This window comes from Neobacillus sp. OS1-32 (assembly GCF_030915425.1).
Lineage (GTDB): Bacteria > Bacillota > Bacilli > Bacillales > Cytobacillaceae > Neobacillus > Neobacillus paridis.
The window spans coordinates 3,043,587-3,060,033 of the sequence record NZ_CP133263.1 but is presented as its reverse complement, the minus strand read 5'-3'; the positions used below and the strand labels follow the sequence as shown (position 1 = coordinate 3,060,033).

At 44.6% G+C, this 16,447-nt stretch carries 10 protein-coding genes and 1 pseudogene; 10 read left to right on the top strand and 1 reads right to left on the bottom strand.

The window, feature by feature from the left end; translation table 11 throughout:
* Positions 1-46: 46 nt before the first annotated feature.
* From RCG24_RS15135 to RCG24_RS15090, 10 genes and pseudogenes are all read left to right on the top strand, one after another.
* Positions 47-1,702 carry an FAD-binding dehydrogenase gene (locus RCG24_RS15135; protein WP_308077409.1) on the top strand — a complete coding sequence of 552 codons (1,656 nt, stop codon included), beginning with the start codon at positions 47-49 and terminating at the stop codon, positions 1,700-1,702.
* A gap of 119 nt (positions 1,703-1,821) precedes the next feature.
* Positions 1,822-3,345, top strand: a complete 1,524-nt coding sequence (locus tag RCG24_RS15130; RefSeq protein ID WP_308077408.1) for an FAD-dependent oxidoreductase — start codon at positions 1,822-1,824, stop codon at positions 3,343-3,345.
* Between the two features lie 143 nt (positions 3,346-3,488).
* Positions 3,489-4,679 carry a M14 family metallopeptidase gene (locus tag RCG24_RS15125; RefSeq protein WP_308077406.1) on the top strand — a complete coding sequence of 397 codons (1,191 nt, stop codon included), beginning with the start codon at positions 3,489-3,491 and terminating at the stop codon, positions 4,677-4,679.
* A gap of 146 nt (positions 4,680-4,825) precedes the next feature.
* Positions 4,826-5,743: a class I SAM-dependent methyltransferase gene (locus RCG24_RS15120; RefSeq protein ID WP_308077405.1), complete on the top strand. Its 918-nt coding sequence runs from the start codon at positions 4,826-4,828 to the stop codon at positions 5,741-5,743.
* A 161-nt stretch (positions 5,744-5,904) separates the two neighbouring features.
* Positions 5,905-6,615, top strand: a complete 711-nt coding sequence (locus RCG24_RS15115; protein ID WP_202653286.1) for a response regulator transcription factor — start codon at positions 5,905-5,907, stop codon at positions 6,613-6,615.
* Positions 6,612-8,078 carry a HAMP domain-containing sensor histidine kinase gene (locus RCG24_RS15110; RefSeq protein ID WP_202653287.1) on the top strand — a complete coding sequence of 489 codons (1,467 nt, stop codon included), beginning with the start codon at positions 6,612-6,614 and terminating at the stop codon, positions 8,076-8,078. Before RCG24_RS15115 ends, RCG24_RS15110 begins: the two co-directional genes overlap by 4 nt.
* Before the next feature lie 71 nt (positions 8,079-8,149).
* A complete protein-coding gene (locus tag RCG24_RS15105) occupies positions 8,150-9,142 on the top strand; it encodes a LolA family protein (protein WP_308077404.1) in 993 nt (330 codons plus the stop codon).
* 8 nt (positions 9,143-9,150) lie between these two features.
* The gene (locus RCG24_RS15100) at positions 9,151-10,854 is read left to right on the top strand and encodes a M56 family metallopeptidase (RefSeq protein WP_308077403.1); all 1,704 of its coding nucleotides are present in this window, start codon (positions 9,151-9,153) and stop codon (positions 10,852-10,854) included.
* A 135-nt stretch (positions 10,855-10,989) separates the two neighbouring features.
* Positions 10,990-13,402 (top strand): annotated as a pseudogene (locus RCG24_RS15095) (penicillin acylase family protein).
* Between the two features lie 313 nt (positions 13,403-13,715).
* Complete coding sequence (locus RCG24_RS15090) at positions 13,716-14,042, top strand: hypothetical protein (RefSeq protein ID WP_308077402.1); 327 nt, start codon at positions 13,716-13,718, stop codon at positions 14,040-14,042.
* Positions 14,043-15,014: 972 nt separating this feature from the next.
* Here RCG24_RS15090 and RCG24_RS15085 read toward each other — a convergent pair.
* Positions 15,015-15,953: a nuclease-related domain-containing protein gene (locus tag RCG24_RS15085; RefSeq protein WP_202656454.1), complete on the bottom strand. Its 939-nt coding sequence runs from the start codon at positions 15,951-15,953 to the stop codon at positions 15,015-15,017.
* Positions 15,954-16,447: the final 494 nt, after the last annotated feature.

Here is a 16,447-nt window from a genome sequence, read left to right as displayed (position 1 = left end):
TACTAAACTGGAACAATATCATGTTAAGAAACGGAGGATGGTGAGTATGAAGTTTGATACGATTGTGGTTGGGGCGGGCTTGGCCGGGTTAACGGCGACTGCAGAGATTGCTGATGCCGGCAAAAAAGTGCTACTGTTAGATCAGGAGCCTGAGGTCTCAATTGGGGGGCAGGCATATTGGTCGTTTGGCGGTTTGTTCTTAGTTGATTCACCCGAGCAGCGTCGCTTGGGAATTAAAGACTCAAAGGAATTGGCCTGGCAGGATTGGCTGGGAACGGCTGGTTTTGATCGGGAAACCGATGAGGATTACTGGGCGATCCAATGGGCAAAAGCTTATGTCGATTTTGCCGCCGGTGAAAAACGCGCTTGGCTGCATCGGATGGGAGTCCGCTTTTTCCCGGTAGTAGGCTGGGCGGAAAGAGGCGGGTACATCGCCGAAGGACATGGCAACTCGGTTCCCCGTTTTCATATTGTTTGGGGGACAGGCCCCGGTCTGGTGGCCCCATTTGAACGTAGAGTTCGCGAACATATGAAAACTGGTTTAGTAGATTACCGCCCGCGGCATCGTGTCGATCAACTAATTAAAGAAAACGGAGCCATTGTTGGCGTCAGTGGAGCAATCCTTGAGCCAAGCACCGTGCTTCGGGGTGAAGAGAGTTCCCGAAAGGTAGTTGGTGAATTTGAATTTCGCGGACAGGCGGTTCTAGTAGCGAGCGGCGGCATTGGCGGCAACCACGATTTGGTGCGGAAAAATTGGCCAAGCCGCTTAGGAGAGCCTCCAAAAAATATGGTCTCAGGTGTCCCGGCCCATGTTGATGGGAGAATGCTCGGGATCACCGAAGAAGCCGGGGGCCGGATTGTGAATCGGGACCGGATGTGGCACTATACCGAAGGTTTAAAAAATTGGAATCCGATCTGGAAAAATCATGGCATCCGGATTCTACCTGGGCCTTCGTCCATTTGGCTCGATGCCCTAGGTCGGCGGTTCCCGGCACCGAATTTCCCAGGTTTTGATACATTAGGTACCCTTGAAGCGATTCAGAAGACTGGCTATGACTATTCGTGGTTTATTTTAACGCAGAAGATTATTGAAAAAGAATTTGCTTTGTCCGGTTCCGAGCAGAATCCTGATTTAACCGGAAAGAGTATCCGCAAAGTATTGGCCCGAGTGCTTCCCGGTGCCCCCGGACCGGTCAAAGCGTTTATGGACAATGGGGAAGATTTTATTGTCGCTGATAACCTGGCCGACCTTGTGGCCGGGATGAATCAACTGACAGGGGAAAACCTATTGAAGCTCGAAGAAATCGAACGGCAAATAGTGGCGCGAGACCGGGAAATCGACAACAAGTTTACCAAGGATTTACAAATCACTGCTCTTCGCGGCGCACGTCATTATATTGGCGATAAATTAATCCGTGTCGCCCCGCCGCATAAAATACTAGATCCGAAAAACGGACCGCTCATCGCTGTTCGCTTAAATATTTTGAGCCGCAAAACCTTGGGCGGATTGCAAACTGATTTATCGGGGCGGGTTTTGGACCATCATGGTGAACCCATCCCCGGTCTGTATGCCGCTGGGGAGGCTGCTGGTTTTGGCGGCGGTGGCGTTCACGGCTATCGCTCACTGGAAGGGACCTTTGTCGGCGGCTGTTTATTTACCGGAAGAACAGCTGGCAGGGCCATTACCGCAGAACTACGGTAAAATGAGGATAGGAAAAGAGAGCAGTTGGGGTACAAAAGGTTGCAAGAAAAAGGCAATGTCTTCATCGAATCACACGTTTAATAAGGCGTGGTGTTGTTTCAAAATGGTAAAGAAAGAAGATGAGTTTTGTGTCGAAAGGGCAAGTTTTTCAATATGATGTTGTGGTGATTGGCGGGGGATTGGCCGCACTGACGGCGGCCATTTCTGCCAAAGAAGCAGGTACAGCCGTTGCCATAATCACAAAGGGAAAAGCCGGGATGGGCGGCTCGTCCGTATTAACAAATGCTGTCTTTTCTGCAATCTTCTCACCAGGTGATACGCCTGAACAGTTTTTACAAGATATGATCGTTGGCAGCAGATATTTAACGGATCAAAGGCTGGCAAAGATATTGGCAGAAGAATCTACATATAGGGTAAATGAATTGGAAACAAAATATCGAATCAACTTAGAACGGGAACGGAAAATTGCGACACCTGGCCATGCTTTTCCAAGACGGGTTTATGCCGGAAATGGACAGGGAAGAAATGTCACCACCGCAATGCGGGACTATGCCCGGGAAATCGGGGTTGTTTTTCACGAACAAGCCTCATTAGTGGAGTTACTTCAAGATAATGGTACCGTTTGCGGTGTGACTTTTGACATGGAAAAAGAGCGGGTTGTAGCCTATTCAGCTGCGGTCATTCTGGCGACGGGCGGATTTGGCGGATTGTATGATTCGACCGATAACCCAAGAGATGTCACCGGGGAAGGAATCGGACTGGCATTTCGACACGGGGCCAAGCTGGTAGATATGGAATTTGTTCAATTTTATCCTTACCGATTGAAAACGCCGGCTAATATTGATGTGTTGACAAAGATTTTTGGCAAAGGGGCAATCCTTGTCAATGAGGCGAACGAACGCTTTATGGATAAGTACCCGAGACAAGAGCTGGAAACAAGAGACGTATTATGTTATGCGATGTATCAACAAAAAAAAGTGCTGCTTGATTTTTCACATCTATCTAAAGAAGATTTGCAGCAGGACAGCCCGCAGCTTTACCGCCTTCATCAAAAAGGCTATACGGGTGACTGGGTGATGCAGCCTGTTCAGCATTACTGTATGGGCGGAATTCAGACGGATGAATGGGGGAGAACCGGTGTCGCCGGATTGTATGCGTGCGGCGAATGTACCGGTGGCCTTCATGGTGCAAACCGCTTAGGCGGCGGCTCACTCACTGAGATTCTTGTTTTTGGATCAAGGGTTGGACAAATGGCGGCGAATGAGACGGTGCCTTTGCCACAAAAGGAAAATCTGCCTCTGGGTAGCGAGGATCACGATGACCGTATAACGGCAACAATGGAACAGGATATGATGAAAACACTGAAGGAAATCATGTGGACAAAGGTAGGCATCGAAAGATCCACTGATTCGTTGGTGGAAGCGGCAAACCAACTGGCGGCAATGCTGGCACAAATTGAAACCGCAGATGGCAGCAAGGCGAAACAACTGGCAGACAAAATTCGCGTTGCCTGGGCCGCAGCTTATGCCGGCTCCTTAAGAAAAGAAAGCCGCGGCGCCCACAGACTACAAAATATAACGGAAGAAAAAAAGGAATGGGAAAAGAACATCGTGATTGAAAAGAGTACCTTTATTGGTGCCTGACACCGTTCGTGGACAAATGTCCTCCTGGGGTGGACAGTTTGTGAATTTTTTACATATAGTGTCTTTGGATTTTAAAGGCGCTATTTTCTTTATTTTTGCATACATTGAAAATAATAAGATTAATGAACAGGAGGAGATCCTCCATGGAGATCACTGTCAGGCACGGTGATTCATTATCGTACTATAGCCAGTTGTTTACGATATCGCTTCCCCTCATCATTGATTCCAATCCAAAACTGCATCTGGACCAGCTGCCAATTGGGCAGAAGATCATCATTCCGGGATTTATGGTCAAGGATTATCAGATACAACAAAATGATACCATTTCGACGATTGCCCAAAAACAAAATTTACCTCTCGATGGCTTGTATTTAGTGAATCCAGAGATCAACCCAGATCATTTACAGACGGGACAGACCATTCATATTCCGCAACGGATAACGGAGAGAGTGGTTCAAGGCAAACAAAATTACGATTATCGTGTCTTGAAAAAGGACCTAAAACGATTGCAGCAGATTTATCCATTTATCCGTGTTTCCGCAATCGGACAATCTGTGCTGGGAAGAGAAATTCCTGAAGTAAGAATCGGTAATGGAGATAAAAAAATTCACTATAATGGCTCATTTCACGCCAATGAGTGGATTACGACGGCGGTGCTGCTGACATGTTTGAATGACTATCTTTTATCATTAACGAATCAAACTCCAATGGGCGGTGTCGAGACTCCCAGACTATACACGGAAACGTCATTGTCACTGGTTCCCATGGTCAATCCGGACGGTGTTAATCTTGTTTTACACGGGCTGCCGGACAACGAACGGTGGCGGACCCGAGTACTGGAGCTAAACCAAGGCAGCTTAGACTTTACTGGCTGGAAGGCCAATATTAACGGGGTGGATTTAAATGATCAATTCCCTGCCAACTGGGAAGGGGAAAGAGCACGGAACCAAAAGCAGCCGGGACCGCGGGATTATGGCGGCAAGAAGCCGTTAACAGAGCCGGAAGCAATCGCAATGGCGGAGCTGACGAGGCAGCGTGACTTTTCAAAAGTTCTGGCATTTCATACCCAGGGGGAAGAGATGTATTGGGGATTTGAAAATCTGGAACCGCCCGAATCGGAAACAATTGTTCAGGAGTTCAGTCGTGTGAGCGGTTATGCCCCGGTTAAAAATATCGAAAGCTATGCCGGGTACAAGGACTGGTTCATCCAGGAGTGGCGCCGGCCAGGCTTTACGATTGAGCTTGGCAATGGAGTTAATCCGCTGCCGCTCGAGCAATTTGATAAAATCCAGCAGCAAGCACTGGGAATCTTCCTCGCCGGGCTGTGTATGTAAAAAGGAAAGCTTCAAAAATATATTGACAAAAATTAAATTTTATGCTAAAATATTTATTTTATTGACAATATAATCTCCCTGATTTATGATGGACTCCTGGCCACCATTTGGCTGGGAGTTTCTATTTTTAAAAGGGGGGAGTTTTTTTGGAAAAAAATAAGGGGAGTTTAACGGCCTTAGTTAGCTGTTTTGCCAGAGGATATCATACATCGAAAAGCCAAAAGCCGATTTTTCAGGATCCAGTTGCCAATTCCCTTTTGCTTGATGAAGAAAAACAATTAATCGCCGCGAATTGGGCAAATGCCATTCATTTTTTTGATCAGGAGAAAGGTGAAACGTTGCCGACCTTTGCTGAAAAGCTGGAATGGGTGATGAATAACCAGACGATTCCACAGCTGGTTAGCCGCTCAAGATATGCAGAAGATGGCCTTATGCAAGCCATTAATCGCGGTGTCCGGCAATATGTGATATTAGGTGCTGGCTTAGACACGTTTGCCTTCCGCCAAGAAAACCTTCCTCATGATTTTACCATCTTTGAAGTAGACCATCCTGCCACACAGGCCTTTAAACGTAACCGGCTTAATGAATTGGGAATGGACATTCCGGCAAATTTGAAGTTTGTCCCAGTTGATTTTACAACCGATTCATTTGTTGCGGAACTTAAGAAGGACAGCTATGATGAGCAAAAGCAAAGCTATTTTAGCCTTCTCGGCGTTGTGATGTACCTGGAAAAAAGGGACTTTCTCAGGCTCCTATCGGCCGTATCCAATCTTGCGGTAGCCGGAAGCTCCTTTGTATTTGATTACCTGGATCATAGTGCTTTTGATGAAAAAACTGCTGCCAGGAAAATGACCCAGATGCGGCAAATCACCGCCAGTACTGGTGAACCAATTATTACAAGCTTTGACTCGTTTGAGCTCGACCAAGAATTGCAGGATTGCGGTATGTTGGTGTATGAAAATCTCGCTCCAGCCAATATCGAAGAAATGTATTTTTCCGACCGACAAGACGACTTGCATGCCTTCGATCACTTTCATTTTGCCCATTTAGCGGTGCACAAATAATCAGTCGAAACATCGTTCAGACTTTTTGAGCGATGTTTTTTTACATATTCGGCTAAGCACAATGGTGTCGAGGCACCAGCGAAATTATTAAGTCATTATAAAAAATCCGAACTTTATAAATTTCTCAATTATAATGGAGTGGAAAGGAAGAGGAAGGAAAGATGGAGAAATCAGAGAATCTGTTGTTAGTTGAAGACGATAAAGAAATAGCGCGTATTGTTTGCGATCATTTGCGAAAGGAAGGGTATCGTGTAACCTGGGCTTCTACGGGCAAGGAGGGCTGGGAGGATTTTAAGCTGGACACTTACGACCTTGTCTTGGTTGACTTAATGCTTCCGGAAATGGATGGATTCACACTTTGCAAAACAATCCGGCTGGAAAGTGATGTTCCCTTGCTAATCGTTAGTGCCCGAGCCGAAGACGAAAGCAAAATTCGTGGCCTGGACTTGGGGGCCGATGACTATTTGACCAAACCATTTAGCCTTGAGGAGCTTAGCGCCCGCATTAACTCTCATTTACGAAGGTTTCGCCGCTATTTACATAAACAACATGGGAAAAATCGCATCCGTTATTCAAACGGCTTAACGATTGATTTTACAAACGAAATGGTGTACTTAAATGAATCTTTAGTGCAGCTGACGGCGAAAGAACTGGATTTGTTATTTCTTCTTGCCAAAAATCCGTTCCACATTTTTACGAAAGCCGAGCTTTACGAACATATTTGGCAGCAGCAGAACATGGATGGCAACAATACTGTTACGGTTCACATTAAAAGCCTGCGGGCAAAATTACATGATGAAACCCGTTCGGCAAAATTCATCCAGACTGTTTGGGGGGCAGGCTACCGTTTTATAGGAGAGCAGCTTTCATGAAAATTAAATATTGGCTCATGATCAGTTATTTTGTTGTGATGCTTTTACCGGTGGCTGGTCTTTATTTTCTCTATGTCAGCATCAGCAGCCTGGATCAGAAACAGGATTTTCTCGAATATATCGATATTTCCAAAAGGCTGTCTGAGCTGGAACCCAGGCTTGAAAAACCAAGTTTATATGCTGTACAGCCAATCGAAAACTATTCGTCAGTAGAAAAGTTGGCAAACAAGTCTACGAAAATATCATTGTACCGGCCGGATGGTGTCATGGTCTACACCTCCTTAAGCGACCCGGCTTCCCGCTTGTATCAAGAAAATACTGAGCAACTGTATAAAAACTTGAATGAAATCGAGAAGCATTACCGGACTTATACGGTTAAGAAACCTGTCTTGCATGACGGGCAGATCATCGGTATTTATGAAGTGACCTTTGGCCGTAAAGAATGGGTCGAGGGGGTTAACAATCGTTATCTTTTATTGGGAACTCTGTTTGGCGCTTTCTTTCTGTTAATTTATTTTGTTGTTGTCGTCCTCCTCAACCGCAAATTAAACCGGCCGTTGCAGCACTTAAGGATGGAGATGACGGCATTTGCACAAGGCCAAGCTTGTCAAAAACCATACAGGGAATCAAAGGATGAAATCGGCGAGTTAGTAAGTCATTTTCGAAAAATGAAGCAGCAGATTGAACAGACCCAACAGGAATTGGCGAAGCAGTATAAAGAAAAGGAGTACATTGTCGCCGCACTTTCCCATGATTTAAAAACCCCGTTAACGGTTATCCGCGCTTATTCTGAGGCCTTGCAGAATGAAAACACGTTAACCGATCAGGAAAAGCGGGAATACAAGGAAATTTTATTTGAAAAGCTCGAATACATGAAGCAAATGTTGGATGATTTATCAATGTACACGTCTTTGCAATCGTCGCAGCAAGAGATCGAATTGGTCGAGGTCGATGGCGAGGAATTTTTCGAGATGCTGCTTTCCGGTTACGAAGAACCATGCTGCAAAAAAAGAATTCCCCTGACGGTTCAACAATCAGTAGAAGGGCTTTATGAAGTGGATCCCAAGCAAATGGTACGCATCGTCGATAATATTATGGGGAATGCCATTCGCCACACCGAATCCGACCACCATATATGGCTTGCGGCAGTCTCAAGTTCGACACCGCTGCCAGAATGGGTCTTCCCGCCTTTTAGTACACAAGTAAACCAATGGCGTGAGGACGGAACAGTGATTCTGATCCAAAACCAAGGAAAAGCAATCGCTACTGAGCAACAGGAAAGTGTGTTTGAACCATTTGTACAGGCAGAGGGAGCGAGAGGACTTGGCGGCAGTTCCGGACTTGGCCTGAGCATCGCCAAAATGTTGATAGAAAAACACGAAGGAAAAATTAAACTCTGGTCAGCGAGCGGATACGGAACACTGGTCGCTTGCTGGATCAAAGAAAGAGGGCATGAGAGTTGAAAACAAAAAGTATAATGATAAGTTTACTGTTAGTTTTAGGCATATTATCAGGATGTAAGGGGGAATTAACCGTGTCAGCAGAGGAAATTGTGTCAAAGGTTTTAGCTGAAAAAGGCGATAGTAACTCCTACTACGCGGAAGGAACCATGAAGGTGACCTCAAGCGGTAAAACAAAAGAACATATCTATTTTAAAGAGTATGCCGGAAGCGATGGCAAGAGAAAGATGGTCTCTACCAATCTTCCGAAAAAAAACCATCAAGCTTATGCGGTCAATGATGGAAAACAGCTGATTACTTATGAAACGGGAAGCAAGAAAGCCTATAGCATGGATTTATCGGATCAAGAACTACCGACGATGACGCATAAAGAACAAATGACAACCATGCTGGAAGCGATGAAGGACACCCATACGAAAAAAATCGTCGGTGAGGAAAAAATCCACGGATTTAACACCTATCACATTAAGTTAACCGCAAAGGAAAAGGAAAATCTTCTGGGTGATATGGAATTATGGATTGATCAAAAAACATGGTTTATGGTGAAATTAACGTCTCAGGTCGGAGACGAAAAAACAGAAATGGAGTACAAGAAGATTGACTTTTCACCGAAGTTCACCGCCGATACGTTTAAACTGAAACTACCGGAAAATGTAAAAATCACCCCGATGGAGTCGGAAATCGGTAGCAAAACTGGTTCAATTGCCGACGCCGAAAAAGCGTTGGGAAAACCGTTTTTGATTTTTAAAGATTTAACAGTGGATAAAGTCGAAATTGATGAACTCAAAGGAGAAGTGAATCGCACGGAGATTACCGTGAACTACCTGAAGCAAAATATCCCTGCCCTTACCGTCTCGATTTTTCCAACACCGGAAGGAAAGGGTATGGCAATTAAGAAAGGAAAATGGACCGTTCGCGGACAGAATGCGGAATATGAAAAGGTCATTAATGGGCTGATGTGGGATGAAGCAGGGCTGCGCTATTCACTGATGATCCTGAATCCTGATTTAAAAATGGAGAAAGTGATTGAAATGACGAAACAAATGAAGCTTAGCTCAGAAAAGTAGGTGGAACGATGCTGCCAAGTATACAGGAAATTCTGCTCTTCCTATTGATTGGTGCGATTATCCAGGTCGTGGGGCTGATAGCGGAAAAATTTCTTAAAAAGTTTGCCTATATCGTTGAGATTATTGCCGCAGTCCTGACCATTGGCTATACCTTTTATCAATATTCATTTCCCGAGTGCTTCATTTACATCGGGTTTCTTTCCAGCGGCTACTTTGCCATAACAACGTTAGCAGCAGGAAAGGAAAAATTTGATCAGCTGCAAGCGGAATTAAAGACTGTTGCGGTGGAAAAAATTGAGCTTCAACGGGGTTACATGCGGATTGTGGCTGACTTTCTTGTCGTCGTACTCGTATTTTCCGGGGCTGTGTTATTTTTTGTGTACGGCCCTGAAAGCCCCTTAAAGTTTTTAATTATCTTTGGACTAGTGAGCGTAGCAACTGAATTATGCAAGCGATTTTTCGCCTATAAGAGTGCCAACGTCTATTATTCTCGTTCTGACGAAATATTGTATATTGTATCACGGTTCGAAGCACGCAAATTCCCGCTCTCGGACGTGGAACAACTGCGGTTGGAATCAACAGTTGACCTGTTAAGGCTGCATCCATTACTAACGCTGTTTACCTCTAACACTGATTTCACCACCAGCTTTCATCAAGTGCTAAGGCTGTCATTACCAGGAGAAACGATTTATCTGACTGTTACCGAGCCGGAAAAATGGAAGGAAACATTTGAAGCCATGCGGCCATCGGCAGCGGAGCCGATCAAGGTTCTCCCGTTTTACCATAAAAAGAATCTCAAGCGTCTCCTTGGAAAGCTATATTTTGCCGCGACGGTAAAAGGGGTATCAGCTTATACGGGCCTACTTTTGGTCTTATATTATTTGAATGTCCCCGGATGGTTACTTGTTTCAATCGGACTGTTATATTGGCTGATTAATCTTTATTTTTCCGATCAAATCTTAATGGTGGCCATGGATGCGAAGGAAACGACGGATCAGCGTTTAATTGAAATCTCGCAGCGGATTTTTGAAAAAGCAGGAATCCCGAACGTGAGGGTATATGAAGCAGAATCGAGTGAATTCAATGGCCTGGCAACCGGTATGAATATCGGGAAGTCAATGGTGACCTTGACAACCGCAACGCTAAAGCTTCCGCTCGAAGTGATTGAAGGAATTTTGGCCCATGAAGCGATTCATGTGAAAAAACGCGATGTGTTATGGGGCCAGGTGTGGCGGTTCGGCTTTCTTCTGGCTGTCATTTCATTTGTTCTGTTTGTCATGGGCAATATTGACAATATCGAGGAATACAAGTTTCCGTTCTTCTTCATGATGTGGTTTTTGATGTTGCTTTTTCCCATCTATCAATCCTTTTGCTCACAGTGGATGGAGGTCCGCGCCGATCATTTAGGCGCCGCTCTGCTTGAAGGCGGACACGATCAAATGGCTGACAGCTTAGTGACATTGGCCAGATATCAGGATGAAGCACTGGTCAAATCAGTGGAATATAGCATGGTTGTCAAAGAGGATTCGAAAAAGGATATCTCTTCTTTAAAGCGAAATCCATTATTTCTCAGATTGATAGAATTTCAGTTCATGCCCCATCCTCCGATGTACTGGCGGGTGCAAACACTGCAGGAAAATCATGACGGCTGGGGAAAAGCCATGCTGCGCCGCTGGTTTGTTGACAGACTTCGGGAATCGGTAACCCGTTAAGGATTTGTGCCTATTGGAGTCACTATCCCAAAAAGAATCAATCCCCTTGGTTTATTGGAAACTAAATGACAAACAATGTGTCAGAATATTATAATAAAATGTGAAACTACTAAAATAAACCAAGGGGGAAATTAATTGAGTACAGATGTTGTGGTAAGACATAAGCGGCTTCCGCAAAAAAAGTTTAAGAAAATCACCCTTATTTCCTTGGGGGTGATTCTGGCATTGTTCATCATAGCCGTGATTTCCGCTTATATTTTTGTCAGAAGAAGTCTCCCGGTCACGGAAGGGGAAGTGGCTTTAAAAGGGTTGCAGCAAAAGCTCTCCGTCTATCGGGATGAAAATGGTGTGCCGCATATCGAAGCCAAAACTCTACATGATTTATATATGGCACAGGGGTATGTCACCGCCCAGGACCGAATGTTCCAAATGGATTTAAGTAGGAGACAGGCATCGGGACAGTTAAGCGAAGTAATCGGTGAGGCAACTGTTAATCAAGACAAATTTTTCCGAACGTTGGGCTTGCGCCGGGCAGCAGAAGCTTCTTATTAATGCCTATTCAGCTGAAGCCAAAAATGTACTGCAATGGTATGCAGACGGCGTTAATGCCTATATAAAAGATGCGAAGGAGAGCGGCAAGCTTCCGATTGAATTTACCTTTGCGGGATATGAGCCAAAGGAATGGACCCCAATTGATTCATTAACAATCGGAAAATATATGGCATTTGATTTGGGCGGCCACTGGGAAGGACAAGCATTCCGCTATTATTTGGCACAAAACTTCTCCGAGGAAAAGGCCTTGGATCTATTTCCATCCTATCCAAAGGATGGTCCAACCGTCATACAGGCTTTAAAACAGCAAAAGCTTGATATGGTAAAAAGCTTGGCATCAGCGGTGATCCCGAATGAATGGAATGGCAGTAACAACTGGGTCGTTTCCGGAAAGAAGACGAAATCGGGATTTCCTTATTTGGCGGATGATCCCCATTTAGGCTTGGCAACTCCGGCAATCTGGTATGAGTCCCACTTGAAGGCCGCGGATATGAACGTTAGCGGGGTGATTTTTGCCGGTGTACCAGGAATTATTCTAGGAAGAAATGATTACATCGCCTGGGGCGTCACCAATGTCGGCCCTGATGTGCAAGATTTATATATTGAAAAAAGAAACCCCAAGAACCCGACAGAATTTAAATATAACGGCAAATGGGAACAGGCAAAGGTCATTCAGGAACCAATCAAGGTCAAAGGGAAAAAGACCTTAGCCTATGAGGTGGTGGTCACAAGACATGGTCCGATTATTTCAGAATTTGCCCATGATGACAAACCGAATACAGCGCTGGCAATGAGGTGGACGGCATTAGATCCATCGGCAGAATTAGAGGCTGTGATGAAGTTTAATGTTGCAAAAAACTGGGACGAATTTAAAGAGGCGCTAACCTATTTCCATACCCCGGCGCAAAACTTTGTTTTTGCCTCCACCGACGGTACGATTGCGTATCGTGCAAACGGGCTAATTCCGATTCGTAAAAAGGGCGACAGTTCTGTTCCAGTCCCCGGCTGGACAGACGAATATGAGTGGAAGGGGTATATCCCCTGGGATCAGTTGCCGACTGTGGTGAACCCGGAAGAAGGATTCATTTCAACTGCCAATAATAAAGTTGTCGGGGAAGATTATCCATATCATCTTACGAATACATGGGCTCAGCCTTATCGGCAGGAGCGGATCAGACAAGTGTTAACAAGCAAGTCTCAGTTTTCGGTTGATGATATGCTGGCACTGCAATTTGACCAGCATAATCTCCAGGCAGAAGAGTTCATGCCAATTTTTATTAAAAATTTAGATGGGCAAAAAGACCAGTGGCGGCCGATTGATAAAAAGGTGTACGAAATCATGAAGGATTGGAACTATGTCGATTCCAAAGAAGAAGCTGCCCCGCTTGTATTTCATTTATGGATGCAGGAAATTGGTAATGTCTTATTTGACGAAGATATTCCGGAGGAGATGCAGGGATTATTTGAGGGCAGGGCGCAAATTGTCGATCAATTAATTCGCCGAGCGAACGAAGGTACCCCTGGACCTTGGATGCGGGATGCCGGCGGATTGGAAAAAGTTGTGTTAACGGCCTTTCAGCGGGCGGTTGATCGTTCCAGTGACATGCAGGGGAACACCCCTTCCGACTGGAAATGGGGCGAATTCCATGCTGTCCCATTTAATCATCCATTATCAGCGATCAAACCTTTAAATCTATTATTTAATTTTAAAGACCCCATTCCGATGGGAGGAAGCCGGGTGACCGTCGGTGCTGCCGGATGGGATTCGAAGACCGGTGCGGTAAATCATGGTGCTGCCTGGCGCTCGGTTGTTGATCTGAAGGATTTAAGTAAAAGCTATAATGTTGTCGGCCCGGGTCAATCCGGGCATGTCTTAAGCAAATGGTACCATGATCAAATGGCCGACTGGACAACCGGAAAATATCATTTGACCTATACCGATCCCAGCAAGTATCGGGCCGATTCAGACAAGCTAATCCTGGCACCGAAAAAATAAGGGACTGTGTTGGAAGCCGGAAGTAAACAGGGCTATTTTAAAAAGGTTAGGGGAAAACAGCTTACCTTTGAATTTTTGAACGTAAGGCTTGGCAACCCTGCTGCTTGGCATTCCTAAAAAAGGGGCACCCAATAGGCTGGAATTCGGCTTATTGGAGCCCGTTCTATTTTTTATTGGAGTAACGGTGTAACGCTCTTTTTATGTTGCTTACCTGGAACTTGAACAACAAATTTGAATTATTTGCTCGGTTGGTTTCTAACTAATTACCCATGGACATACTGTGTACTAAGTATGTTTTATTGGGGTGATGGAGATGGGGAAATTAGCCGACTTGTGTTGGCAGGGGCTAACCTTACAGCACGTCTCAAATAAAAAAATTGTTGTTCCTTATTTAATGTTTATTTTAATGGCATTGTTGTTTGAACTATTCTTGTTGGTGCTATTTATTGGTACGGTCTATTGGAGTTACCTCTTTGGGGTTAAGCCCAGCTATGACTTTTTTATAAGCGGCGGGGTTTTAGGCCTAATGATCGTGATGACAGTAAGTGTATTGGTGGGAGTTTTGAAAAAACCTTTGAAATCACCCAAGATGGATGAAAGACAAAACACTTCTGAAACCGAAGTCAAGTGTCCTTCATAAGGCGGATGAAGGACAAAGGCACCACGAAACCGAGGCCAAGTGTCCTTCATAAGGCGGATGAAGGACAAAGGCACCACGAAACGGATGTCAAGTGTCCTTCATAAGGCGGATGAAGGACAAAGGCACCACGAAACCGAGGCCAAATGTCCTTCATAGGGTGAATGAAGGACAAAGGTATCACGAAACCAATGCCAAATGTCCTTCATAAGGCGGATGAAGGACAAAACCACCACGAAACTGAAGCCAAATGTCCTTCATAAGGCGGATGAAGGACAAAGGCATCACGAAACCGAAGCCAAGTGTCCTTCATAAGGCGGATGAAGGACAAAGGCATCACGAAACCGAGGCTAAATGTCCTTCACAAGGCGGATGAAGGACAAAGGCATCACGAAACCGAGGCTAAATGTCCTTCATAAGGTGGATGAAGGACAAAACCACCACGAAACCGAGGCCAAATGTCCTTCATAAAGTGAATGAAGGACAAAACCATCACGAAACCGAGGCCAAGTGTCCTTCATAAGGCGGATGAAGGACAAAACCATCACGAAACGGATGTCAAGTGTCCTTCATAAGGCGGATGAAGGACAAAACCACCACGAAACCGAAGCCAAATGTCCTTCATAAGGCGGATGAAGGACAAAACCACCACGAAACCGAAGCCAAATGTCCTTCATAGGGTGAATGAAGGACAAAACCACCACGAAACCGAGGCCAAATGTCCTTCATAGGGTGAATGAAGGACAAAACCACCACGAAACCGAAGCCAAATGTCCTTCATAAGGCGGATGAAGGACAAAGGCATCACGAAACCGAGGCTAAATGTCCTTCACAAGGCGGATGAAGGACAAAACCACCACGAAACGGATGTCAAGTGTCCTTCATAAAGTGAATGAAGGACAAAACCATCCAGAAATCAAGTTCAAATATCCTTCATAAAAAGTCTTTACTATTCTTCTTAAGGTGCACGCCGCCCTAACTATGGATACCTTTACCAATAGGTTCATACTCATAGTAAGCCCATTGATGAGATCCAACAATCCTAAAATGCTTCCCAAGGATCCTGCTGATCCTCTTCCTGCTATCCACCACCTGGCACCAATCATAAACAACATTTGCTGTAATCTTCAACTCTGGAAAAAGTAGCTTTAACTCCTCAACACTTCGCAATACGGCGGCTTCCACACTCTCCACGTGCCCGCAGTCGCCACAGATACAATTCCTCCCGTCAACCGTGATGGCAAACGAGTCGCAGATCGCACAAGTATAACCTTTCTGCAAGCCCTCATATGTATAAGGCGGAAGTTGTGCATATGGGTCTTCCTCCACATGAAGGGAAAGTAATTTCTCCGCCAGAATCTCATGTTTTTGGTTCAACCTGGATGAAATCAAATTTAAATTATTAATATAATGACTAAGTTGTGTGGGGAAAATAATTGGTGCTTCGAGGGGAGCTTGGTATAAAGTGAATTCTGGATGAACGTGGACAACATGAGGCTCAACTTTCATGTGAAATCCGTGACTTCGGAGCAGCTGCCGGAGCTGGGATGCGCTTCGCTCCATTTGGATTAATGGGTCTTTGCGTTCCTTGCCGCTAAACGAATAGAACAGTCCATCCCTATAGAAGTAATCGCCAGCAAAGTATTTCACTTCGTTCATAAACAAGGTTTGCCCTGTAGCAATCAGCGAATCAATTTGGAACTTAGTATTGTTGAATTCAAACCGCAGCCCGTTGAAGATGTAACAGTCACAAGAGAGTGTTTCTGTCAAAGAATTAAACCGCACTTCACCTTCATAACCTTTTTTGAGGCGCCAATAATAAAGCTTGTGGTCTTGAGGTAAATCCATTCGTTTATCCAGCAATTCCAGAAGATGTAACTTAAGGGGTTTTATAAGAGGTTTTTTCAGCAGCATTTGACACATCCTTTCTTAAACTGCAAGTCTATTGTATAAAAGAAAACAACTAAGGCTGTCCCTTATATGTGAATAATTTGGTAATCTTTCTGTCTAAGGAAGGCGCTGAGTTTTTTGAACTTAATAGCTGCCCTTCCCGAAAATATAGGAACTAAAAAAGTAGAATTGACGATAAAAGACACGTAAGTCTAGAAAGCTCGTTGATCCATTGCCAATCGAGCAAACGATTAAGTCTTAAGGAATGCCGATTACGAAGGGTTATAACTCGATTTTGAAAAACAAAATACATAACAGAAGGAAACCGTTTTCGCAAAAAAGAAAAAATATTTAATTAAGTGGTTGAATATTCTAAAAATTTAACATATAATTACACCACGAAACCGTTTTCTTCGAGAATTCCTATATGTGTGAACGAAACCGGTTTCCAAACAGAAGGCAACTGTTACTTTGATTTGTGGAACTAATATAGAAAACAGGGGGGGTGAATAGTACAT

Coding starts and splice junctions, on each gene's coding strand:
- RCG24_RS15135 (WP_308077409.1), top strand. CDS start 47: ATGAAGTTTGATACGATTGTGGTTGGGGCGGGCTTGGCCGGGTTAACG.
- RCG24_RS15130 (WP_308077408.1), top strand. CDS start 1,822: ATGAGTTTTGTGTCGAAAGGGCAAGTTTTTCAATATGATGTTGTGGTG.
- RCG24_RS15125 (WP_308077406.1), top strand. CDS start 3,489: ATGGAGATCACTGTCAGGCACGGTGATTCATTATCGTACTATAGCCAG.
- RCG24_RS15115 (WP_202653286.1), top strand. CDS start 5,905: ATGGAGAAATCAGAGAATCTGTTGTTAGTTGAAGACGATAAAGAAATA.
- RCG24_RS15110 (WP_202653287.1), top strand. CDS start 6,612: ATGAAAATTAAATATTGGCTCATGATCAGTTATTTTGTTGTGATGCTT.
- RCG24_RS15100 (WP_308077403.1), top strand. CDS start 9,151: ATGCTGCCAAGTATACAGGAAATTCTGCTCTTCCTATTGATTGGTGCG.
- RCG24_RS15090 (WP_308077402.1), top strand. CDS start 13,716: ATGGGGAAATTAGCCGACTTGTGTTGGCAGGGGCTAACCTTACAGCAC.
- RCG24_RS15085 (WP_202656454.1), bottom strand. CDS start 15,953: ATGCTGCTGAAAAAACCTCTTATAAAACCCCTTAAGTTACATCTTCTG.